The organism is Leisingera aquaemixtae, from assembly GCF_001458395.1.
Lineage (GTDB): Bacteria > Pseudomonadota > Alphaproteobacteria > Rhodobacterales > Rhodobacteraceae > Leisingera > Leisingera aquaemixtae.
The window spans coordinates 69,743-92,615 of the sequence record NZ_CYSR01000011.1 but is presented as its reverse complement, the minus strand read 5'-3'; the positions used below and the strand labels follow the sequence as shown (position 1 = coordinate 92,615).

The 22,873-nt window shown below is 64.5% G+C and carries 19 protein-coding genes; 5 read left to right on the top strand and 14 right to left on the bottom strand.

Features of this window, described 5'->3' with window-relative positions:
- Positions 1–60 precede the first annotated feature (60 nt).
- The 9 genes from dnaN to PHA8399_RS06275 form a co-directional block, all read right to left on the bottom strand.
- Entirely contained in the window at positions 61–1,182 is a 1,122-nt protein-coding gene (gene dnaN / locus PHA8399_RS06315) for a DNA polymerase III subunit beta (RefSeq protein WP_058285329.1), read from the bottom strand.
- A 257-nt stretch (positions 1,183–1,439) separates the two neighbouring features.
- A complete protein-coding gene (locus PHA8399_RS06310) occupies positions 1,440–3,890 on the bottom strand; it encodes a GcvT family protein (RefSeq protein WP_058285328.1) in 2,451 nt (816 codons plus the stop codon).
- 83 nt (positions 3,891–3,973) lie between these two features.
- Positions 3,974–4,987: a GlxA family transcriptional regulator gene (locus tag PHA8399_RS06305; RefSeq protein ID WP_058285327.1), complete on the bottom strand. Its 1,014-nt coding sequence runs from the start codon at positions 4,985–4,987 to the stop codon at positions 3,974–3,976.
- Positions 4,988–5,017: 30 nt separating this feature from the next.
- Entirely contained in the window at positions 5,018–5,914 is an 897-nt protein-coding gene (locus PHA8399_RS06300; protein ID WP_058285326.1) for a homocysteine S-methyltransferase family protein, read from the bottom strand.
- A 124-nt stretch (positions 5,915–6,038) separates the two neighbouring features.
- Positions 6,039–8,486: a GcvT family protein gene (locus PHA8399_RS06295; RefSeq protein WP_058285325.1), complete on the bottom strand. Its 2,448-nt coding sequence runs from the start codon at positions 8,484–8,486 to the stop codon at positions 6,039–6,041.
- A gap of 15 nt (positions 8,487–8,501) precedes the next feature.
- Positions 8,502–8,873 carry a GFA family protein gene (locus PHA8399_RS06290; RefSeq protein ID WP_058285324.1) on the bottom strand — a complete coding sequence of 124 codons (372 nt, stop codon included), beginning with the start codon at positions 8,871–8,873 and terminating at the stop codon, positions 8,502–8,504.
- A 9-nt stretch (positions 8,874–8,882) separates the two neighbouring features.
- The gene (locus PHA8399_RS06285) at positions 8,883–9,452 is read right to left on the bottom strand and encodes a helix-turn-helix domain-containing protein (protein ID WP_058285323.1); all 570 of its coding nucleotides are present in this window, start codon (positions 9,450–9,452) and stop codon (positions 8,883–8,885) included.
- 196 nt (positions 9,453–9,648) lie between these two features.
- Positions 9,649–10,104 carry a free L-methionine (R)-S-oxide reductase MsrC gene (locus tag PHA8399_RS06280; protein ID WP_058285322.1) on the bottom strand — a complete coding sequence of 152 codons (456 nt, stop codon included), beginning with the start codon at positions 10,102–10,104 and terminating at the stop codon, positions 9,649–9,651.
- 95 nt (positions 10,105–10,199) lie between these two features.
- Entirely contained in the window at positions 10,200–11,372 is a 1,173-nt protein-coding gene (locus tag PHA8399_RS06275; protein ID WP_058285321.1) for a thiolase family protein, read from the bottom strand.
- 94 nt (positions 11,373–11,466) lie between these two features.
- On the opposite strand from PHA8399_RS06275, the gene PHA8399_RS06270 reads away from it, so the two are divergent.
- The 3 genes from PHA8399_RS06270 to PHA8399_RS06260 all read left to right on the top strand — a co-directional run bounded on the left by PHA8399_RS06270 (position 11,467) and on the right by PHA8399_RS06260 (position 14,182).
- Positions 11,467–11,811 carry an STAS domain-containing protein gene (locus tag PHA8399_RS06270; protein WP_058285320.1) on the top strand — a complete coding sequence of 115 codons (345 nt, stop codon included), beginning with the start codon at positions 11,467–11,469 and terminating at the stop codon, positions 11,809–11,811.
- A gap of 34 nt (positions 11,812–11,845) precedes the next feature.
- The gene (locus PHA8399_RS06265) at positions 11,846–12,295 is read left to right on the top strand and encodes an ATP-binding protein (RefSeq protein WP_027245331.1); all 450 of its coding nucleotides are present in this window, start codon (positions 11,846–11,848) and stop codon (positions 12,293–12,295) included.
- A gap of 312 nt (positions 12,296–12,607) precedes the next feature.
- On the top strand, positions 12,608–14,182 hold the full coding sequence (locus PHA8399_RS06260) for a gamma-glutamyltransferase family protein (protein WP_058285319.1): 1,575 nt from the start codon (positions 12,608–12,610) through the stop codon (positions 14,180–14,182).
- 48 nt (positions 14,183–14,230) lie between these two features.
- On the opposite strand, the gene hspQ is transcribed toward PHA8399_RS06260, so the two are convergent.
- Complete coding sequence (hspQ, locus tag PHA8399_RS06255) at positions 14,231–14,557, bottom strand: heat shock protein HspQ (RefSeq protein WP_027245329.1); 327 nt, start codon at positions 14,555–14,557, stop codon at positions 14,231–14,233.
- An 86-nt stretch (positions 14,558–14,643) separates the two neighbouring features.
- Here hspQ and PHA8399_RS06250 point away from each other — a divergent pair, with 86 nt between their 5' ends.
- A complete protein-coding gene (locus PHA8399_RS06250; RefSeq protein WP_058285318.1) occupies positions 14,644–15,531 on the top strand; it encodes an AEC family transporter in 888 nt (295 codons plus the stop codon).
- A 67-nt stretch (positions 15,532–15,598) separates the two neighbouring features.
- Entirely contained in the window at positions 15,599–16,186 is a 588-nt protein-coding gene (locus PHA8399_RS06245) for a transglycosylase SLT domain-containing protein (RefSeq protein ID WP_058285317.1), read from the top strand.
- 242 nt (positions 16,187–16,428) lie between these two features.
- On the opposite strand, the gene PHA8399_RS06240 is transcribed toward PHA8399_RS06245, so the two are convergent.
- The 4 genes from PHA8399_RS06240 to PHA8399_RS06225 all read right to left on the bottom strand — a co-directional run bounded on the left by PHA8399_RS06240 (position 16,429) and on the right by PHA8399_RS06225 (position 22,871).
- Positions 16,429–17,013: a LolA family protein gene (locus tag PHA8399_RS06240; RefSeq protein ID WP_058285316.1), complete on the bottom strand. Its 585-nt coding sequence runs from the start codon at positions 17,011–17,013 to the stop codon at positions 16,429–16,431.
- Positions 17,014–17,092: 79 nt separating this feature from the next.
- On the bottom strand, positions 17,093–20,137 hold the full coding sequence (locus tag PHA8399_RS06235; RefSeq protein ID WP_058285315.1) for a DNA translocase FtsK: 3,045 nt from the start codon (positions 20,135–20,137) through the stop codon (positions 17,093–17,095).
- 114 nt (positions 20,138–20,251) lie between these two features.
- Complete coding sequence (locus PHA8399_RS06230; protein ID WP_058285314.1) at positions 20,252–21,430, bottom strand: aminotransferase class I/II-fold pyridoxal phosphate-dependent enzyme; 1,179 nt, start codon at positions 21,428–21,430, stop codon at positions 20,252–20,254.
- Between the two features lie 109 nt (positions 21,431–21,539).
- Positions 21,540–22,871 (bottom strand): amidase, encoded by a 1,332-nt coding sequence (locus PHA8399_RS06225; RefSeq protein WP_058285313.1) that lies wholly within the window; start codon positions 22,869–22,871, stop codon positions 21,540–21,542.
- Positions 22,872–22,873 lie beyond the last annotated feature (2 nt).

Here is a 22,873-nt window from a genome sequence, read left to right as displayed (position 1 = left end):
CGTCCCGCTGCCCGGCAGGCGGCTTTGCCGCCGAGAGGGGAGGCAGCGCCGTCAGGCGCTTCAGACCCGCATCGGCATGACGACGTAAACGGCACTTTCGTCGTTGCCTTCGCGCATCAGGGTCGGATCACCGGAGGAGTTGAACATGAACACGGCATTCTCACGGTCCACCTGGTTGGCGATTTCCAGCAGGTATTTCGCATTAAAGCCGATTTCCAGCCGCTCGTCATTGTAGGCAACCGCCAGTTCTTCCTCGGCGGCACCGCTGTCGGGCGCATTGACCGACAGGATCAGACGGTCCTCTTCCAGCTGCAGCTTCACCGCGCGGGAGCGTTCGGAGGAGACGGTGGCAACCCGGTCGACCGCCTGGGCAAACTCGGCCGCATCGACCTCAAGGCGGCGGGTGTTGCCGGCCGGGATCACGCGGGTGTAGTCGGGGAAGGTGCCGTCGATCACCTTGGAGGTCAGGGTGATGTTCGGGGTCGCAAAACGCACCTTGGTTTCCGAGACAGACACGGCAATGTCCATGTCATCCTCGTCCAGCAGCTTGCGCAGCTCACCCACGGTCTTGCGCGGCACGATCACGCCCGGCATGTCCTCGGCGCCCAGCGGCAGCTCCGCGTCGATGCGGGCCAGGCGATGGCCGTCGGTGGCCACCGCGCGCAAGGCTTTGCCGCCTTCGGCGCCATTGGCAACGTGCAGGTAGACACCGTTCAGGTAATAGCGGGTCTCTTCGGTCGAGATGGCGAATTTCGATTTGTCGAACAGGCGGCGCAGCACCGCAGCCTTGGCGGCAAAGTTCGAGTGGTATTCGGACGACGCCATCACCGGGAAATCCTCCCGCGGCAGGGTCGCCAGCGAGAAGTTCGAACGCCCGGCCTCAACGGTCAGGCGGCCGGTCGCAGCGTCGGCGCTCAGAGTGACCAGCGCGCCGTCGGGCAGCTTGCGGACGATCTCGTGCAGGGTGGTGGCGGCCACGGTGGTGGCACCGGCGCGCTCCACCTGCGCGGGGGCCTTGTCGACCACTTCGATATCCAGATCGGTGGCGCGGAACTGGACGCTGTCGCCCTCGGCTTCGATCAGCACATTCGCCAGGATCGGAATGGTGTTGCGGCGCTCGACCACAGACTGCGCCTGAGCCACAGCCTTGAGAAGCGTGCCGCGTTCGATGCTGATCTTCATATCCCAAATCCTCTTCGTCATGCCCGTGTCAGTGGCCGGGACAAGCAACCTACCGGTTTACCCCTGCCGTACAAGGCTTTTTATGGATTTCTCCAAGGGATTTCGGGCGGGGTCAAGAGGCGGCAGGCGGCTTCGCGGCCAAACCGGGGGAAACGTTGCAGCAGAACCCGTTGCTGCGGCCGCGGGACTTGACGGAAATACGCCCCGGCGGTTCGGCCGGGGCGTTGCACGGTCAGGTGAAAACACTGGAGAGGTGTTTAGGCCTTCACCCGTTCCGATTTCGGATCATACATCGGCTTGAGCGAGGCTTCGGCCCTCACCTTCACGCCGCAGACGTCGATTTCATAGGTGGAGCCCAGCACATCCGCCGCGGTTTCGCCCTCACAGGGCACGTAGCCCAGGCCGATTGCTGCGCCCAGCGTGTGGCCGTAATTGCCGGAGCTGAGGTAGCCCACATATTCGCCGTCGCGGATGATCGGCTCGTTGTGGAACAGCAGCGGCTCGGCGTCGGTCAGCTTGAACTGCACCAGGCGGTTCCTGGGGCCGGTTTCCTTGCGCTCCAGAACCGCAGCCTTGCCGATGAAATCGTCCTTGCCGGTGGCAACTGCGAATCCCAGCCCCGCATCGATAACGTGATCCTCGCAGGTGATGTCGTGGCCGAAGTGGCGGAAGCCCTTCTCGATCCGGCAGCTGTCCATCATGTGCATGCCGCACAGCTTCAGCCCCATGTCCTGCCCCGCTTCCCACAGAGTTTCGAACGCGTGGCCCGCCATGTCGGCGCCAACATAGATTTCCCAGCCCAGTTCGCCCACATAAGTGACCCGGTGGACGCGGGCCAGACCCATGCCCAGCTCGATCTCCTGCGCGGTGCCGAAGGGGTTCACCTCGTTGGAGAAATCATTCGGCGAAACCTTCTGCAGCAGCTTGCGCGCGTTCGGCCCCATCACCGCCAGCACACCTTCGCCAGCGGTCACATCGGTGAGTACAACGTTGAAATCACCCTTGTTGCGCATCATCCAGGTCTGGTCGGCCAGACGAGTCGCCGCCGGCGTCACCACCAGATAAGCGGTCTCAGACAACCGGGTGACGGTCACATCGGCCTCAATGCCGCCGCGGGGGTTCAGGAACTGGGTGTAGACGATCTTGCCCGCCGGAACGGACAGGTTGGCGCCGCAGATGTAGTTCAGGAAGGTTTCGGCACCCGGACCTTCGACGCGGATCTTGCCGAAGGAGGACATGTCGTACATGCCGGCGTTTTCCCGCACGGCGCGGTGTTCGGCGGCAGAGTTTTCGAACCAGTTCTGGCGCTTCCAGCTGTATTTGTATTCGCGTTCCTGGCCCTCATTGGCGAACCAGTTGGCGCGCTCCCAGCCGCCGATTTCGCCGAATACTGCGCCCTGTTCCTTCAGGTGGTGATGGAACGGGGTGCGGCGCACGCCGCGAGCGGTGGCCTTCTGACGGTAGGGAAAGTGGTCGGCGTAGAGCAGACCCAGGGTCTCTTTCGAGCGCTCGAACAGGTAGTGCTTGTTGCCCTGGAACGGGTGCATCCGGGAGATGTCCACATCGCCGAGGTCAAACGGCTTCTGGCCGTCCTCCATCCACTGCGCCAGCGCCATGCCAGCACCGCCTGCGGATTGGATGCCGATCGAGTTGAAGCCAGCCGCGACCCAGAAATTGTCCATCTCCGGCGCCAGGCCCAGGTGGTAGGCGTCATCCGGGGTGAAGGATTCCGGGCCGTTGAAGAACGTATGAATGCCCGCCTCCGCCAGCATCGGCATCCGGTTGCAGGCGGCCTCCAGGATCGGCTCGAAGTGGTCGAAGTCCTCGGGCAACTGGTCGAATTCAAAGCTGTCCGGAATGCCGTTCATCGCCCAGGGTTTGGCGTTCGGTTCAAACGCGCCCAAGAGGATCTTGCCGGCGTCCTCCTTGTAGTAGGCGCATTCATCCGGCACGCGCAGTACCGGCATCTGGGTCAGGCCTTCGATGCCTTCGGTCACGATGTAGAAATGTTCACAGGCGTGCAGCGGCACGTTGACGCCTGCCATGCGGCCAACCTCATGCCCCCACATTCCGGCGCAGTTCACCACCATGTCGCATTCAATTTGGCCCTGCGCCCCGCCATCGTCGCTGACCCAGTCAACACCGGTGACGCGGCGGCCCTGCTTGGCGATGCGGGTAACCTTGATGCGTTCCTTGACCAGCGCGCCGCGCTGGCGGGCGCCCTTGGCCAGGGCCAATGCGATGTTGGCCGGATCCGCCTGCCCGTCGGTCGGCAGCCAGACGCCGCCGGTCACGCCGTCCAGATTGATGTGCTCATAGCGCTCCTTCACCTCCTTGGGTGACAGCTCCTCCACCGGCACGCCAAAGGCGCGGGCCATGGCGGCGTTGCGGTACAGCTCCTCAAGCCGCTCATGGGTCAGCGCCGCCGACACCGAACCGACCTGGCGCATGCCGGTGGCGACGCCGGTTTCTGCCTCAAGCCCCAGGTACAGCTCTGCCGAATAGCGGGCGAGCTTGGTCATGTTGGAGGACGCGCGCAGCTGGCCGATCAGGCCCGCCGCATGCCATGTGGTGCCGGAGGTCAGCTGCTTGCGCTCCAGCAGCACCACATCCTTCCAGCCGAGCTTGGTCAGGTGATAGGCCACCGAGCAGCCGATCACGCCGCCGCCGATAATGACCACGCGGGCCTTGTTGGGAAGATCGCTCATGTCATCGCTCCACATTCAGTGTCCGGGCCGATTTATCACGGATAGGCGGCGCAAAATGCATCAAAAACGTCAGACTCCCGGGGCTATTCTCCGGCCTTCAGGATATTTTCAGACCCGTCCTCCCCCAGCCTGCGGCGCTTGCGCAGGGTAAAGGGGGTGATGCCGAAAAAGCTTTTGTAAAGGCTGGAAAACCCGTTCGGAAAGCCGCAGGCGAGGCCGATTTCCCGCACGCTCATGGTGGTGTTGAGCAGGAGATTGTTGGCCTTCGACAGCCGCATTTCCCGGTAGAAACCGTTGGGGCTGGTGCCGAGGAACGTCTTGAACTTGCGTTCCAACGAGCGGGTGGAGATGCCCAGCTCATCAACGATTTCGCTGATCGGCACCGGTTCCTCGATATTGTCCTGCATGATGCGGATGCAGTGGTCCAGGTCGCTGTCGCCGGTGATGGTTGGCCTGGCGCCGGCAAAGGGCTGCAGCGAGGAGAAATCGCGCACCTGTTCATGCAGCATGATGTTGCCCACGGTCATCTGCGCGGCGGCAGAGGTGAGCCGCCCGACCAGCGCCAGGATGATATCCACGGTCGATCCCATGCCGGCGCAGGTCACCACCAGCCCGTCCTCGCTGGCCAGCGCGTGGCTGGAATCGGTCAGCCCCATCCGTTCGCGCAGAAGGGCGGAGTTTTCCCAATGGGTGGTGAGCCGCCCGGACGCCCCGCCCTGGTCGCGGATATACCGCGCCGCAGCCTCAGCCAGCAGGTAGACTTTGATGCCGCGGCAGGTGTAGCTGGAGATCACCCGGCCCAGGCTGAGGCCCGGGTGATCCGGGTCGGAGTTGCCAAGGAAGAAGGCGAAATCGGCGTCCGGCTTGGCCGCAAAAGGTTCGGTATCGAGGCTAAGGCCCGCGCGGCAGCCGACGCGGCCGCCCTGCAGCGAGCGCACCCTCCATCTGAACGGCGGCTGCGCCAGCACCCGGTTGGCGATCCTGAGCACCTCAAGTATCGCCGACATTTCGACCAGGACAAAGCCTTCGGTGACGATGATGTCGATGGTCCAGACCCGGGCCGGATCCGCGGCTTTGGGTTTTTCCGGAGCAGCCATGCCAATCCCCCCTCCCCTGGGCAGACGATGTCAGACGATCCGATGCCCGGCCGCACGCAGCTGGCGGGCCAGTTCGGCAATGTGATCCGGGCCGATTTCGCAGCAGCCGCCGACGATGGTTGCGCCCTGGCCAACCCAGCCCATCGCAAAGGCCGCATAAGGTTCGGGCCCCAGATCCCGGCGCTGCTCCAGCGCGTCGACGGTCGGCGCATCCTTCAGGAAGCCTTCGGAGATCCGGGTGAAGCCGTTGGCATAGGCTCCAAACGGCTTGCCGAAGCCTTTGATGATGTCTAGCCCGCTGCCGACAACCTCAGGCCGCGAACAGTTGATCAGGACTGCATCGGGCTGGAACTCCTCAACCAGCGGCGCAAGCGCTGCCAGCGGCTCTCCGGAACGCAGCCGGGTGCCGTCGTCGTCCTTCACGGACACGGCCAGCCAAACCGGCTTGTCGGTGCCCGCGCAGCCCAGCAGCGCGCCTTTGGCCTGCTCAACGGAAGACACGGTTTCGATCAGGAACAGATCAGCCGAAGGGTCAAGCCGCGAGACCAGCTCTGCATAGATATGTTTCGCTTCATCGTGCGGCGGGCAGATGTCCGGACGGTAGGAGGCAATCAGCGGCCCCAGCGCAGCAGCGATGCGCCCGGAGCCATGCGCATCCCGGGCAGCCGTCGCCTGTGCCGCGGCTTTCTCCAGCAGCTCTACAAAATGGTCCTCGATGCCGGCGCGCTTCAGACGGTCGCGCAGCACGGCATAAGTGTTTGTTGTGGCAATCGTCGCGCCTGCGGCGAAATAATCGGCATGGATGCTGCCAACCACTTCGGGCCGGTCCATCATGACGGCAGTAGACCAGAGCGGCGTTGCCCGGTCGCCGGAGCGTTTGACAACCTCCTGCCCGATCGAGCCGTCCAGAAGCGTGATTTCCGCCATACCAAACCATCCTTTTTACCGGTGCCAAGCGCCGCCAGGTTACAGGAACCGGTCCGGCGGCGCAGGCTGTCTTGCAATGCGGCACCAGCCCGGGCAGATCGCGGCCCGGGCTCATCCCCTTTGATCAGGCGCGCAACCGCGCGTTCGCCGGATCCCACAGCGGTTCGTCCTTCTGAACCACCGCGCGGTATTTCGCGCCGTAGATCTCGACCTCCAGCCCGGTTCCCGGCACCGCCAGATCGGCGCGCACCATGCCCAGCGCGATGGAGGCATTCACACGGTAGCCCCAGTCGCCGGAAGTGGTTTCGCCCACGATTTCCCCATCCTTCCAGATGCAGGACATGTAGGGCGCATCCGCCTCACCGGCGTCGACAATCAGGGTGACAAAGGATTTCTTCACCCCACGCTGCTTTTCGGCCTGGATCGCGGCCTTGCCCGGGAAGTCCTGCGGTTTGTCCAGCCTGACGAACCGCTCCAGCCCGCCTTCGAGCAGCGAGTAGTCGGTGGATAGGTCGCCCTTCCAGGTGCGGTAACCCTTCTCGATGCGCAGGGCGTTCAGCGCATACATGCCAAACGGCTTGGCGCCGCCCGCCAGCAGGGCCTCGTAAATCTCCGGCTGATGCGCGTTGGCGCAATGGACCTCCCAGCCCAGCTCGCCGGCAAAGGACACCCGCGCCAGGAAGGCGGGCTTGCCCGCGACGGCGGCTTCCTGATGGGTCAGCCAGCCCAGCGACAGATCGGCATCCGAGATGCCCTCCAGCAGCTCCCGCGATTTCGGTCCGGTGACGATCATGGTCGCGAAGTCCGTGGTGCGGTCGGTCAGGGTCAGACCCTCAGGCAGCGCCTTCTTCAGGATCTCAAAGTCATGCCACTGGGCCGAGCCCGCGGTGATCAGGGTGAAGTGGTCCTCGCCATGGCGGATGCAGGACATCTCGGTCAGGATGCGGCCGCGGTTGTCCGAGAAGTAGACCAGGTTCATCCGGCCCGCCTTGGGCAGACCCCCGGTGATCATCCCGCGCAGAAACTCGGCTGCGCCCTCGCCGTCCAGGTTGAAGCGGGAGAAACCCGGCAGGTCCAGCACGCCAACACCGTCGCGGACCGCTTCGCATTCTTCCTTGATCCGCTGCTGCCACGGGCCGGAGCGGCCCCAGGTATGGGTGGCCTCCTCGGAGGTGTCGTCACCATCCTTTGCAAACCAGTTGGCGCGCTCCCAGCCGTTGTAGGCGCCCATCTGGCCGCCCAGCTCCTTGATACGGCCATGCACCTGGCTGACCTTCTTGCCGCGCGCGGCCGGCCATTCGTGGTGCGGGAAGTGCATGGCGTATTCGTTGCCGTAAACCTCCATGCCTTTCTTGTTGCAGTAATCCTGGTCGGTGTAGTCGGTATAGCGGCGCGGATCGACCGCCCACATGTCCCACTCGGTCTGGCCGTCGGCGATCCATTCCGCCAGCACCTTGCCGGCACCGCCGCCCTGAGCGATGCCAAAGGTAAAGACGCAGGCCTCAAACGCGTTGTCCACACCGGGCATCGGGCCGATCAGCGGCAGACCGTCGGGGGCATAGGGGATCGGGCCGTTGATCACGCTGGAGACGCCGGAGGACGCCATCAGCGGCACCCGCTCCATCGCGTCGGTTACGATATCCTCGATCCGGTCCAGATCGTCCGACCACAGCTGGAACGAAAAATCGTCCGGCATCCGGTCGTCCTCAGACATCCAATGGCCTTTGCAGTTCGGCTCGTAGGGGCCAAGGTTGTAGCCGTTCTTCTCCTGACGCAGGTAGTAGGACACATCCACGTCGCGGATCAGCGGCAGCTTCTTGCCGGTCTTCTTGGTATGCTCTTCGATCTCGGGGATTTGCTCGGTCAGCAGATACTGGTGGCTCATCACCATCATCGGCACGGTGCGGCCGCCATAGGGCTTGAACCACTCTCCGACACGCTGGGCATAATAACCGGCGGCGTTCACCACATAATCACAGGCGATATCGCCCTTCCCGGTATGCACGATCCAGGTCTTGTCTTCCTTCTGGGTGACACCGGTTGCCGGGCAAAAGCGGATGATCCTCGCGCCCATGTCGCGGGCGCCCTTGGCCAGCGCCTGCGTCACCTGCGCCGGGTCGATGTCGCCGTCTGACGGATCCCACAGCACCCCCTTCAGATCGTGGGTTTCCAGGAAAGGGTAGCGCTCCTTGGCCTGCTCAGGCGTCCAGATTTCCATCCCGATGCCCTGGTAGCGGCCCATCGAACAGGCGCGCTCAAACTCCTGCATCCGCTCCTTGGTATGGGCCAGACGGATCGAACCGGTCTGGTGGTAATTCATCGGGTAATCGACCTCTTCGCCGAGGCGGGAATACAGTTCGGTCGAATAGCGCTGCATGTTCATGATCGACCAGGAGGTCGAAAAGGTCGGGACATTGCCCGCCGCGTGCCAGGTCGAGCCTGCCGTCAGCTCGTTCTTCTCCAGGAGCACGCAGTCGGTCCAGCCCTTCTTGGCCAGGTGATAGAGTGCCGAACAGCCGACGACGCCGCCGCCGATGATGACCACACGGGCCTTGGATGGAAAATCGGACATGATTGCTCCCTGATGTCAGTCCTCTTGCGGCACGCCGTCCGCGATGTCGTAGTAATCGCCCTTAAAGGCGGTAAAGATGTGCTTTTCGATGCTGAGGCCGGTGGCCCCCTCGACAGCGCCCAAAGCGAAACTGGTGGTGTCTTCGCCCTTGCCTTTCCAGAACAGGAAGCAGCCGCAGCGCGGGCAGCTGCCGCGTTTGGCCTGCGGCGTTGCCTCGAACCAGCTTACCGGACCAGTGATGATAAGATCCTCGTCGCGCACCTGCGCAGAGGCCCAGATGCCGCCCGACTGCTTGCGGCACTGGCTGCAATGGCACATCGAGGCACCCTGCGGCCGGGCCGCGGTTTCAAACCGGATGTCGCCGCACAGGCAGGAACCCTTGATCATCCTCCCCTCCTAATAAACCGGCGGCGCGATCACCCAGACCGCCACGGCGGGCGCGTCATAGGGGTTCGACCACTGATAAGGCTCGTGCCTGATCCGGAAGCTGTCGCCAGGACTGACGGTGAAACTGCGGCCGCCGATCAGCAGGTCCAGCCTGCCCGAGATCATGTAGCCGACCTCCTGCGTGGGCCGGTTGGCCGGTGTCTGCATCTGCGAGTGCGGCCGGAAGGTGGAATGCACCATCTCGAAATCGTCGGTCAGATCGGGCGACAGAAGCTCTTCGATCAGCCCCTCCTCGCCCGAGCCCATCGGGCGGCGGGAGCCCGCGCGCACGATATAGCCGTGCTCATCCGCCGGGGCGCCGGCGTGGGCAAACAGCATCGACATCGGCACCCCCAGCGCCTCGGCAATCTGCCGCAGGTCGGAGATCGACGGCTCGGACATGTCGCGCTCCACCTGGCTCAGCCAGCCGACCGAACGGTTCAGCACCGCGGCAATATCCGTCAGCGTCAGCCCGCGCGCCTTGCGCAAGGCCCGGATATCGGCCCCCAGTGTCGCTGCTGCCAGGGTCTGGTCGTTCACAGCCTCTCTCCCCGCTCGTGAAAAATTCCGTTCAATTTTCACGATGACCTGAGTCTGTGAAATTTCCAAGCATTTTTTCACGGAAGGCTTTTCCCATAAAAAAACCCGGCGCATCAAGGCGCAGGGTTCTTTCATCTTTCAAGAAATACTCTGGGGTGAGGCCGCCAGGCCGAGGGGCAAAGCCCCTGCACCCGAATCAGCTGCGGCCGAACACCTGCCGCAGGATCGCGGCCAGCTGGTCCGCGTCTTCCTGGGTGAAGGCATCGGGCTGGTCGCTGTCGATGTCAAACACCCCGATCAGCTCCCCGGCGCCGTTCCAGACCGGCAGCACCAGTTCCGACCGGGTGGAAGAGGCACAGGCGATATGGCCGTGAAAGGCGTCCACATCGGGCACCAGCTGCACCGCGCCGCTGCGCGCAGCCGCACCGCAAACGCCGCGGGAGAACGGTATCTGCAGGCAGCCATGACCGCCCTGATAGGGGCCGATCTTCAGCAGCTGCGGTGCCGCAACGCGGTAAAAGCCGGTCCAGTCGAACCGGCCGTCGGCGTGATGCACCTCGCAGGCGACGGTGGCCATCAGCGCCACTTCGTCTGTTTCGACTTCGGTCAGCGATGCGATGGTCTTGGCCAGGGTTTCGTAATCGGCCCGCATGGGCTTGCTCTCCTTCAACGCAGCAGAGGGGGCTGTCTGCCCCCTCTTGACCTCGCGGTCAATTCACCCCCGAGAGTATTTTGCAAAGGTGAAGGTCACACCCGCTCGATCGCAATCGCGGTGCCTTCGCCGCCGCCGATGCAGATGGCGGCCACGCCGCGCTTGAGGCCGCGCTTTTCCAATGCGTTCAGCAGGGTCACCATGATCCGCGCACCGGAGGCGCCGATCGGGTGGCCCAGCGCACAGGCGCCGCCGTTCACATTCACCTTGTCGCGCGGCAGGCCCATTTCGTGCATGAAGGCCATCGGCACCACGGCAAAAGCCTCATTCACCTCCCAAAGATCGACGTCCTCAACCGTCCAGCCGATGGATTTCAGCAGCTTCTGCGCGGCCGGAACCGGTGCGGTGGTGAACCAGCCCGGCGCCTGCGCGTGGCTGGCATGGCCCAGGATGCGGGCGCGGACCTTCAGGCCCTGGGCCTCGGCAGCCTCAGCGGAGGCCAGCACGAGCGCCGCGGCACCGTCCGAAATGGAGGAGGCATTGGCGGCGGTCACGGTGCCGTCCTTGCGGAACGCCGGTTTCAGCGTCGGGATCTTTTCCGGGCGTGCCGATTTCGGCTGCTCATCCGCATCCGTCACCACTTCGCCCTTGCGGGTTTTCACGGTCACGGCGGCGATTTCGCCGTCAAAGGCGCCGCTCGCCTGCGCGTCCAGCGCGTTGGACAGCGATTTCAGCGCATATTCGTCCTGGGCTTCGCGGGTGAACTGGTACTTTTCCGCGCAGTCCTCGGCAAAGGTGCCCATCAGGCGGCCCTTGTCATAGGCATCTTCCAGCCCGTCCAGGAACATGTGGTCGATCACCTGGCCGTGGCCGATGCGGGCGCCGCCGCGCATTTTCGGCAGGATGTAGGGCGCATTGGTCATGCTCTCCATGCCGCCGGCGATCATCGTGTCCGCGTGGCCCAGCGCAATCTGGTCAAAGGCGATCATCGCCGCCTTCATGCCCGAGCCGCACATCTTGTTGAGAGTGGTGGCCGGCACCTCTTCGCCCAGGCCCGCCGCAAACCCGGCCTGGCGCGCAGGCGCCTGGCCCTGGCCCGCAGGCAGCACACAGCCCATCAGCACCTCGTCGACAGTGGCAGCGCCGGCGCCTTCGAGGGCCGCCCGGATGGCCGCGCCGCCAAGCTCCGAAGCCGTCACCCCGTCGTACATCCCCTGGAACCCGCCCATCGGCGTCCGGGCTGCTCCGGCGATAACAACATCTTTCATGCAATTTTCCTCCAATCGTCAAAATTATACCTACAGAAAAGTAAGCTTTGCGGTCTAGAGTGCATCCAAATAACGTTACATCCCGGGGGAAGAAATGAGCCTGACGACCACCATGACGGACGATGTCCAGATCGTCAAAGTCAATGCCGAACGTATTGACGCCGCCATGGCCATCCAATTCAAAGAGGACATGCGGACGGAAACCGAAAGCGGACCCAGCCGGGTGATTCTGGACCTGTCCGAAGTCCAGTTCATCGATTCCAGCGGGCTTGGCGCGATTGTCGCTGCGATGAAACAGCTGGGCGGCAGCCGCAAGCTGGACCTCGCCGGGCTGACCCCGATGGTGGAAAAGGTTTTCCGGCTGACCCGGATGGACACGGTCTTTGACCTCTATGGTTCGCTGAGCGAAGCAACCGCGCCTGCTAACGCAAATTCCTGAAGACGATGCGCTGGCGGCGCAAAGCGAGAAATTGATGGTAAAAACCTTTGCCTGCTCGTTCACAGCCACAAATCTGGATGCCCGCCAGGGGATCCAGTCCGTGGTCAGCAAACTGCGGTCCCTGGGGGTTCCAGGGGCCCGCGTGGACGAGGTGCAAATTGCCCTGACCGAAGCCGTGAACAACGTGGTCGAACATGCCTATGAAGGCAGCCCCCCCGGCGACGTCCGGATCAGGGGGGAGCTGTTCCCGGAACGCCTGTGGATCAGCATTCAGGATGCCGGCAGCCCGTTCCCCAAGGGCGAACTGCCCGAGGGCAAGCCCGCCGACGTCAGCGGACCCGCCGACAGCCTGCCCGAAGGCGGCTTTGGCTGGTTCCTGATCCGGGAGCTGGCAAGCCAGGTCCAGTATGAGCGGTCGGAGGGAAACAACAACCTGTCGCTCTGCTTTGAAATCCAGGTCACCAGCCCTTCTGCAAACTCCTGACCCAGATCCTGCCCCCGCCCGCAGGCAGCCCGCCGGTTAGCTGCATTTTTAACGCTCCGCCACACCGGCGCCGCATTCCCGGCCAACCGCAGCCCAATATATATGCGAAACCTTACCTGTAGCTGAAACGAGCTTCCCCTGGTGCCGCGTATCCTAGCCCCCACCAGTGCACGGCACCGGGGACACTTCTTTCAGGCTGCGCTCCCGCTTTTTGGCCCGTAACGTCCCGTCCCGCTGCACCGGGCAGGAAATTTTATTGCCTTCCCGCACCGCCTGCCTAGGCTCTGTCCGGCAGCAGCAAGGAGCCGGAGCATGCGCGACTTTCATCTTCCCGGGCGGTCAGCCGTTTTCGCAGGCAACGGCCTGTGTGCAACCTCTCATCCGCTGGCGGCCGGCGTTGCGGTGGATATCCTCAAGCGCGGCGGCAATGCGATGGATGCGGCGCTGGCCGGGGCTGTGCTGCTGGGCATTTGCGAGCCGCAGATGACCGGGATCGGCGGCGACTGCTTTGTGCTGTATTCGCGGCCGGGCAGCGGCGTTCAGGCGCTGAACGGATCCGGCTGCGCGCCGGCGGCCGCCAGCGCCGGCGCCTTGCGGGAGCAGGGCCTGGGCGCAGTGCCGCTGGGCAGCCCCGAGTCCGTTACCATCCCTTGCGCAATTGACGCCTTCTGCCGCCTTGCCGAACGCGAGGGCCTGCTGGGGCTCGATACGCTGCTTCAGCCCGCGATAGCTTATGCCGAAGAGGGCGTGCCGGTGGCTCCGCGCACGGCTTTCGATTGGCGGAACGGCGCGGACACATTGCAGGGTGCGGCCCGGCGCCATTACCTGCGGGACGGGCAGCCCCTGCGCAGCGGCGAGGTGTTCCGCGCGCCCGGTCAGGCCGAAGTCCTGCGCCGCATCGCCAGGCACGGGCGCGATGCGTTTTACACCGGCGAAGTGGCCGAGGATATGGTCCAGGCGCTGGCCGCATCAGGCGGCGTTCACACGCTGGAGGATTTCGCCGCCGCAAACAGCTTTGCAACACAGCCGGTAACCGGCCAGTACAAGGCACGCGAACTGGCCGAGCATCCGCCCAACGGCCAGGGCGCCACTGCGATTTTGCTGCTGAATATCCTCAAGCACTTTGACCTTGCGGGGATGGACCCGTTCGGGGCCGAACGGGCGCATATCGAGGCTGAGGCCGCCAAGCTCGCCTATGATGCGCGCAACCGGTTTCTGGCCGATCCGGACCACACCTCGCGGCTGGCGCACATGCTGGCGCCGGAAACCGCTGCCAGCCTTGCCGCGCTGATTGATCCCAAACGCGCCATGCCCGCCGCCGCGCCGCTGAGCGAAGCTGTGCACAAGGATACGGTCTATATCACCGTGGTGGACAAGGACCGGATGGCCGTGTCGCTGATCTATTCGATTTTCCACGGCTTCGGGTCCGGGATCGCGTCGGAAAAATTCGGCATCCTGCTGCAGAACCGCGGCGCGGGGTTTTCTCTGGAGGAAGGCCACCCGAACGAGCTTGGCCCCGGCAAGCGGCCGATGCATACGATCATCCCCGCCATGCTGCAGCAGGACGGAGAGGTGATCATGCCCTTTGGCGTGATGGGCGGCGGCTATCAGCCCGCGGGCCACGCCCGGCTTGTCTCGAACCTCCTGGATTTCGGCATGGATCTGCAATCCGCCATCGACGCGCCGCGCAGCTTTGCCGACGGCGGCGTGCTGAAGGTCGAGCGCGGATATCCGGCGCCGGTGCATCAGGCCCTTGCGGAGCTGGGCCACCGGATAGAGGTCCCGGACACGCCGCTGGGCGGTGCGCAGGCGATCCGGATCCATGCCTCAGGCGTTCTGGAAGGCGCAAGCGATCCGCGCAAGGACGGCTGTGCGCTGGGGTATTGACGGGCAGATCCGCCGCTGCTCCGGGCAACGGCCCGGCAGGTGCGGCCCTCAGTTCAGCTGGTAATGCAGCGCATAGGCGCCGCCGTCAAAAGTGCCGAACATCTCCGGCACGTCCGGGTGGCCGACCGGCTCGCCGGAATAATCCGCCACCAGGTTCTGCTCCGAGACATAGGCCACGTAGTAGCTTTGGTCATTCTCCGCCAGCAGATGATAAAAGGGCTGATCTTTCACCGGACGGCTGTCTTCGGGAATTGCTTCGTACCATTCTTCGGTGTTGGAGAATTCCGGATCGACGTCGAAAACCACCCCGCGGAAGGGGTGCTTCCGGTGGCGGACGACCTGCCCAAGGTTGTATTTCGCTCGTGTTCTCAACATGGTCATGTTAGCCCCCGTTCTTTGTAAATAGCGCGCGCGCGCAGCGATTGTCCAACTCTTGACGCAAATTTTCGGGGAAACAGATTGTGAACCTGGCTTTGACAGTACTCGAAATCACCGCTCCGGTGTTCCTCCTCGCCTCTGCCGGGTTCGTCTGGGTAAAGCTCGGGTTTGAGTTCCGGACCCAGTTTGTCACCCGGCTGGCGATGACGCTGGCGGTGCCCTGCCTGATCTTCACCGCTCTGATGAACACCAGCCTGGATAAGGGCGCGCTGGGGACGTTTGTGCTGGCCGCGCTGGCGGGCCATGCGGTGATGGCGGCGGCGGGTGAAATCCTTTGCCGTTTCAGCGGGCTGGAGCGGCGGACCTATCTGGCGCCGTTCATCTTCGGCAACACCGGCAACCTGGGTATTCCGCTGGCGATGTTTGCTTTTGGCGAGGCCGGGCTTGGCTATGCCGTCGTCATGCTTGCGGTGTCTGCCATCCTATCCTTCACCTATGGCATCTACCTGGTGGCCGGGCACAGCGCGGGCAGCAAGGCCATCCGGGAGCCGATGGTCTGGGCGACGCTGCTGGGGGCGCTGTTTCTGTGGCAGGACTGGCACACTCCGCGCTTTCTGACCAACGCGCTGGAGCTGACCGGACAGATGGCGGTGCCGCTGATGCTGATTACGCTGGGCACCGCCGTGGCCCGGCTGACACCCGGGGAGACCGGCAAGGCGGTTGCGCTGTCACTGGTGAAGTTCCTGGTCAGCGCCGCCGCGGGCTGGGGCCTTGCGGTGGCGTTCGGGCTGGACCCGACGGCCTCTGGCGTGCTGATCCTGCAGCTGGCCACCCCCGTCGCCGTCACCGCCTATCTGCTGGCGGAGAAATTCGAGGCAGATTCCAGCGCCGTGGCGGGGCTTGTGGTGGTCTCGACCCTGATGTCGGCGCTGCTGCTGCCGCTGTTGCTGAGCCAGGTGCTGGAAATTTGATTTTCACACCCGCCGCAATCCGCTAGACTTACAGAAAACATAGCCAATACAAAAATGGGCTGAGGCAATGAGCAGATTCCTGAGCGCCCTTGTTCTCCTGATGGCGGTAGCGTCATGCGGAGGCGGGCACAAAGCGCCGCCGCGCAACCTGGATAACGCGTGCAGCATCATCCAGCAACGGCCAGAGTACCTGAAAGCATTCCGCGCCACCCAGCGCCGCTGGGGCGTGCCGGTGCATGTGCAGATGGCGACCATCTATCACGAAAGCCGCTTCCGCGGCGATGCCCGCACGCCGCACCAGTTCCTGCTGGGCGTGATCCCGGTCGGGCGGCAATCCAGCGCCTATGGCTACAGCCAGGCCCTGGACGGCACCTGGGACGATTACCGCCGCGACACCGGACGCCGCCGGGCCAAGCGCGACCGCATCAGCGACGCCACCGATTTCATGGGCTGGTACATGCGCAAGAGCTACGAGAAAAACGGCATCCCGCTTTATGACGCGCGCAACCAGTACCTGGCCTATCACGAAGGCCACTACGGCTATGCCCGCGGCAGCTACCGCTCCAAGTCCTGGCTGATGCGCGTCGCCGGACAGGTGGAGTCCCGCGCCCAGACCTACCAGGCGCAGCTCGCCACCTGCCGCAAATTCCGCTGAGGCGCAGCAGGCGGGGCACTCCCGCCCGCTTCGGAGGCTTTCTGGCGAAAGCCTCTCAGCCGTTGGGCCGGGCACCGCGCTGAAGCGCGGTGCGGTCCCGTGCCGATTGCCCTGTTACAGCAGGAAGAACGCGGTTGCGCGCCGGGCGCCAGCCCGGCGCCGGGCCCAAGGCCGCCAGGCGGTGCCGGCAAAGCCGGAGCCGACGCGGGCGCGGGAGCCGCTGTTGCGCAGGGGATCGTGCCTTAGCGGGACCTGCCGCTGGTGGTGAACAGGCTGGAGGACAGCTTCTGGCCGGTTTTCATCGCGCCCAGGATCACGGTTGTCTTGCCGCCTGCGCTGTCATGGATCACCCATTTGCGCAGCTCCACCGGATCACCGGTGAACATCATCTCGATACTGCCGTAATCCGGATGCTCCGGATCCTGCGCCCGCACGATGGTCGAAGTGCCGTCAAAGCTGTGCCCCACCACCATATTGGCGCGGCCCAGATCCACCCGGCGGTCGAGGATGATCGACAGCGGCGTCCGCTTCAGCGGATAGGTCTCCGGCGGCTGGTTCGACTTGGGGTCGTGGATCACCACCGCCCCGCCGCCGGCCACCACCGTGCCGCCGCCTTTGCCGTCATACTCAAACCGCATCCGTCCCGGCCGGTGCATGTACAGCTTGCCGGTCGACAGGCTGCCGTCCTCGTTGATTTGGGTGAAGGGGGATGACGCCGTGGAGATCCCGTTCAGATAACGGGAAATCTCGTTCAGGCTCAATTTCTCTGCCGCCCAGGACGCCGGCGCGGCGAGGGTCAGCGCAATGGCAAGTGCAATCCGTTTCATGAGTCCAACATAGGTGCGGCATTGCAGATGTGAAGATGCCGAACCCTCGCGAATCCGGCATCGGCAGATTTTTGTCAGCTTACTGTTCGGGAACCAGAATTTCCCGCTTACCGACATGGTTCGCAGCGGAGACGACGCCCTCTTCCTCCATCTGCTCCACCAGCCGCGCCGCCTTGTTGTAGCCGATCGCCAGCTTGCGCTGGATGTAAGAGGTCGAGCACTTGCGGTCCTTGATCACGATAGCAACTGCCGTGTCATAGAGCGCGTCCTCGGTGTCGGTGTTGCCGCCGGTATTCAGCCCCAGCACCGCGTCGATATTGTCGGCCTTGTCGTCATCCGGGCCATCCAGCACGCTTCCGACGTAGTCCGGCGGGCCGAACTGCTTGAGGTGGTTCACCACCTCCTCGACCTCTTCGTCCGAACAGAACGGGCCGTGGCAGCGGGTGATCTTGGCGCCGCCCGCCATGTACAGCATGTCGCCCATGCCCAGCAGCTGCTCGGCGCCCATTTCGCCCAGGATCGTCCGGCTGTCGACCTTGGAGGTCACTTGGAAAGAGATCCGGGTCGGGAAGTTTGCCTTGATGGTGCCGGTGATCACATCGACCGAGGGACGCTGGGTGGCCATGATCAGGTGGATGCCGGAGGCCCGCGCCATCTGCGCCAGACGCTGAATGCAGGCCTCGATTTCCTTGCCCGCCACCATCATCAGGTCGGCCATTTCGTCGACGATCACGACGATATAGGGCAGCGCCTTGGGCTCGAACTGTTCAGTCTCGAACACCGGCTCGCCAGTGTCGTCATCAAATCCGGTCTGCACCGTGCGCGAGAACATTTCGCCCTTGGCGAGCGCATCCTTCACCCGGCCATTGTAGCCCGCGATGTTGCGCACGCCCATCTTGGACATCTTACGGTAGCGGTCCTCCATCTCGCCGACCACCCATTTCAGGGCCACAACCGCCTTTTTCGGGTCGGTCACAACGGGCGAGAGCAGATGCGGGATGCCGTCATAGACCGACAGTTCCAGCATCTTGGGGTCGATCATGATCAGGCGGCATTCATCCGGGGTCAGCTTGTAAAGCAGCGACAGGATCATGGTGTTGATCGCCACCGACTTACCGGAGCCGGTGGTGCCCGCGATCAGCAGGTGAGGCATCTTGGCGAGGTTTGCGACCATGGCGTCGCCGCCGATATCCTTGCCCAGCGCCAGCGGCAGCGCATGGTTGCCATCGCCGAAGTCGCGGGACGACAGGATTTCGCGCAGCACCACTTTTTCGCGCTTCTCATTCGGCAGCTCGATGCCGATCACGGTGCGGCCCGGCACCGTCGACACCCGTGCCGACAGCGCCGACATCGAGCGCGCGATGTCATCCGCCAGGCCGATCACGCGGGAGGCCTTGAGGCCCGGGGCCGGCTCCAGCTCGTACATTGTCACCACCGGGCCGGGGCGGACCGAGACAATTTCCCCCTTGACGCCATAGTCGTCCAGCACCGTTTCCAGCATCCGGGCGTTTTCTTCCAGCGCCTCATCGCTGAGATGGTGGCGCTCGATGCCGACCGGGTTGGTCAGCAGGCTCAGCGGCGGCAGTTCGAAATCGCTGCCGCTGTCGTCAAAGGCCAGATTGGGCTGAGCCTCAGCCTTGGCACGCGCCGAGGGCTGCACGGTCTTGCGCACCGGCTGTTCCACGACAGCCTTGCGCGGCTCTGCCACCGGCAGATCGACCGTCAGGCGCGGTCCTGCCGTCTTTGGTGTTTCCGGGGCGGGCGCGGGCGGCACAGCAGGCGCGGCATGATCCGGCAGCGCCTCGGACGGCACGTGGTCCGGGGTCAGCATCCCGGCCTCAGCGGCAAAGTCCGCGTCATCGGTATCTTCGTGCAGATCCGCAACCGGTGCTTCGGGGATCGCGGGTTCGTCTTCCGGCGCCTGCCAGGCCAGAACCGGCTCTTCCGCCAGCGGCGGCACCGGGACCATCGCAGCGGTCAGCGGCGGCTCCGGCGGCAGACCGCCTTGAGCGGCAGCCGGGTTGAAGATCAGCGGCGCAGGGCGCTGGCCGCGGCCCTTGGTCAGGGGCAGATTCGGGTCGTATTCCGGCGGCACATCGGCGGCGCGGCGGATGCGGACGGCGTTGGCGATCTTCTGGGAAATCCGGTCCTCGCCGGCCTCTCCGTCCGCCAGATCTTCTGCGCCTTCGGCCTCCTGCAGCGTTGACGCGTAGGCGTTTCCGGCCTCCGGCGCAGGCGCGGCGCGGCGGATCAGCGACGGAACGCGGGACAGCAGCCCGCCCTTGGCCGGGGCTTCCGGCACTGCCGGGGCGGTCTCGGCCATGTAGTCGCCATAGGGGTCTTCGGGGAAGTCCTCGAACATCTCGGCGTCTTGGTCCGTGCTGTCATAGGCGGCAGCATCATCCGCAGCCGAATGCGCGCGCCCGCCCCGCTCCTTACGGTAGGTCATCGCGGCCTGCAGCCCGCTGGAGGCCCCGCGGCCCAGCAGCGCGGCAATCGCGCCATAGCCCAGGATCAGCCCGACCGTGACTTTGTGCAGGCCCTTCTTCACCTCGGGCCAGGTGAAGCCCAGCACGGCGCAGCCCAGCGCCAGCATGCCTGCCGCGCTCAGCAGCGACATGATCTTGACCATGAAATGCAGGCTGACCGGCAGCAGCGCCAGGAGCGCGCCCAGGAAGGTATAGCCGACCATGCCGCCCAGGCCGAAATCGTAATTCTGCTGCCAGGCGGAGCTGGCATTGAGGGTTTCCATATGCAGCGCCACCACCAGCAGCCACGGCACCGACAACAGCAGCGGCCAAACCACCCGGTCCTCGCCGCGGTGCAGCACAAAGCGCAGGCCCCAGGCCGACAGGAACAGCGGCAGCGCCCAGCTGGCCTTGCCGAACAGGGTGATCAGAATGAAAGAGACAGAGGCCCCCGGCCGGCCCAGCCAGTTCTGCACCGGCGCGTCGGTCGACACGGTCCAGTTCGGATCCTCCGGCGTGTAGGAGCCGAGCATGGCTGCAATCATCAGCCCCGCCAGGATCAGGGCAATCCCGATCAGTTCCTTGCCGCGCTTTTCAATGGCCGCCTGCATGTTGCTGTCGAGCAGCGGATCGCGGCTGCGAGTTTGAAATGCCATGCCTACCTCAGTTCCGTTTCTTGTGCCTGTGCCCCGCTGTTCACCGCAGGGTCACGCGCCTGTCCGTTTTTTGGTCTTGGCTGTGCGGCCCCGGCAGGCGCCGCGCAGCAGAATTCAGTAAAGGCAGCCGCGCAGCGTGCTCAGCGCCTTGCGGGTGTCCTCGGCGGGGGCGACAAGCGCCACCCTGATGTAGCTCTCGCCCGGGTTCTGCCCAGGTTCGCCCTGCGCCAGATAGGCGCCGGGCAGCACCCGCACGCCGGTTTCCGTCCACAGCTTCAGTGCGGCCTGTTCGCCGTTGTCCACCGGAAGCCACAGAAAGAAGCCCGCTTCGGGCGCCATATAGCCGTTGAGGCCGTCAAAGACCTCATCGGCAATCTTGTATTTTTCCTGATAAAGCGCGCGGTTCTCCGCCACATGCGCCTCATCTGCCCAGACCCTGGCGGCGGCGGCCTGCAAGGGACCCGGCAGCGGGGCACCGGAATAGGCCCGAAGCTGCTTCACCCGCTTGATGGTCTCCGGCCCGCTGGCAATGAGACCGGAGCGCAGGCCCGGCAGGTTCGACCGCTTGGACAGCGAGTTGAACAGCACCACCCGTTCCGGATCAGCGCCCAGTTCCTGTGCGACGGTCAGCGCCCCCACCGGAGCCTCATCACGGTAGATCTCGGAATAGCATTCATCCGCGAAGATGCGGAAATCGTATTTCTCGGCCAGCTGGATCAGCCGGGTCCAGTAATCGCGCGAAGCCACGGCGCCCTGCGGGTTGGCGGGCGAGCAGATATAGGCCACGGCGGTGCGGTTCAGCACATCTTCGGGCAGGTTTTCGTAATCCGGCAGATGGCCGGTGGCTGCGGTTGCGGGGACAAACACAGGCTCTGCACCGACGGAGATCGTCGCCACCATGTAGACCTGGTAAAAGGGGTTCGGGATCAGCACGACGGGCGTCTGGCCGTTCTTCTGCTCCGGGCACAGCGCCATCGCGGCGTTATACAGCCCCTCGCGGGTGCCGTTCAGTGCCATGATCTGCGTTTCCGGATCCGCGCTCACGCCATAGCGGCGGCTGATCCAGTCCGAAACCGCACCGCGCAGTTCCGGCGTGCCGTCATTGTTCGGATACTGATTAAATCCGGCAGCATTCTCGGCGATGACATCGGTGACCCAGGCCGGGAACGCATGTTTCGGCTCGCCAATGGTCATATGCACCACATCCCCGCCGGGAGTGTGATGGTCCAGAAGCGCCCTTAGGCGCGGAAACGCATAGGCTGGCAGGTTCGAAAACCGCTCAGGAAAATCCATGTCTTGTGCCTCGGTCACGGGATCATTGGCGCCCCGTTTGCGCCTCAGGTTACAGATGGCGGGCGGGTGCGTCCACCCGATGATGCGGCCGATGGGCCGAATGTGGCTTTCAGGCCAAGGCGGCCTCGATCGCGGCACCGGTGCGCAGCAAGGCCTCCTCGCAGTCCGGCTGCCCCAGCACCTGCAGCCCGCAGCTGGGTGTGCCGGTGGGCAGCGACAGCCCGCAAAGGCCCATCAGGTTGCCGACCCGCGTGTTGCGCAAGGCCAGCAGGTTGGACTGCACGTAATAATCATGGTCGCTTTGCAGCCTGTCCAGGTTGGGCGGCAGATTCGGCGAGGCCGGGCTGAGCACCGCATCAAAGCCGGCAACCGCCTGATCCCAGGCCATCCGGCACTGTTCCAGCTTAGCCCAGGCCGCAACGTAATCCGGGCCGCTGAACTGCGCGCCGGTGCGGAAGCGTTCCAGGATCTCCGCATACATCAGATGCGGCGCGGCCTCGATCACGTCTTTCCACAGCCCATAGGCTTCGGTGGTGTAAAGAACCGGGCTGAGGCCCATCGCCTCCTCCAGCTCCGGCACTTCCAGCGGCACGATCAGCGCCCCGGCCTGTTTCAGCCGCTCCAGCGTCTCCCGGTAGGCCGACGCAATTTTCGGATCCAGATCATCCTGCACGACATTCTGCAGGTCAGCAAAGCGGCGCCCTTTAAGGGCTGCGGGATTGCGCAGATCGGGTCCCGCGGTGCCCTCCAGCACCCCCAGCAGCAACCCCGCGTCCTCCACCGAGCGGGCCAGCGGGCCGATGGTGTCGAACTTCAGGCACAACGGCACCACGCCCTCCAGGCTGATCCGGCCCGATGTGGTCTTGAGCCCCACCAGATCGTTCCAGGCAGAAGGGATGCGCACCGACCCGCCGGTGTCAGAGCCGATACCAGCCGCCGCCAGTCCAAAGGCCACCGATGCCGCGGCGCCGGAGGACGACCCGCCCGGCGCTGCGCCCTGGTCATTCACGCAGGGCGGCGTTTGTTTGACGGGGTTAAAGCCAAGGCCGGAAAAGGCCAGCTCGCTCATATGGGTTTTGCCCAGGCAGACCGCCCCCATAAGGGTCGCGTTGCGCAAGACAGCCGCGTCCTGATCCGGCACCCGGCCTTTCAGCAGGTCAGAGCCGGATTCGGTCGCCGTGCCTGCGCTGTCGAACAAGTCCTTCCAGCTGACCGGAACCCCATCCAAAAGCGACCGGCGCAGGCCCAGACCGGCGCGCTGCTCAGCCGCTTCCGCCTCCGCCAGCGCCCGGTCACGGGTCACCTGCGTGTAGATCCGGTCTGTCAGGGGGTGGGCGTCAATGGTGTCCAGATAGCAGCGGGTCAGCGCCACCGGGCCGATTTCACCCGCCTCAATCCCGCGTCCCAGATCGGCGGCCGTCATCGTCAGCCAGTCTTGCATAG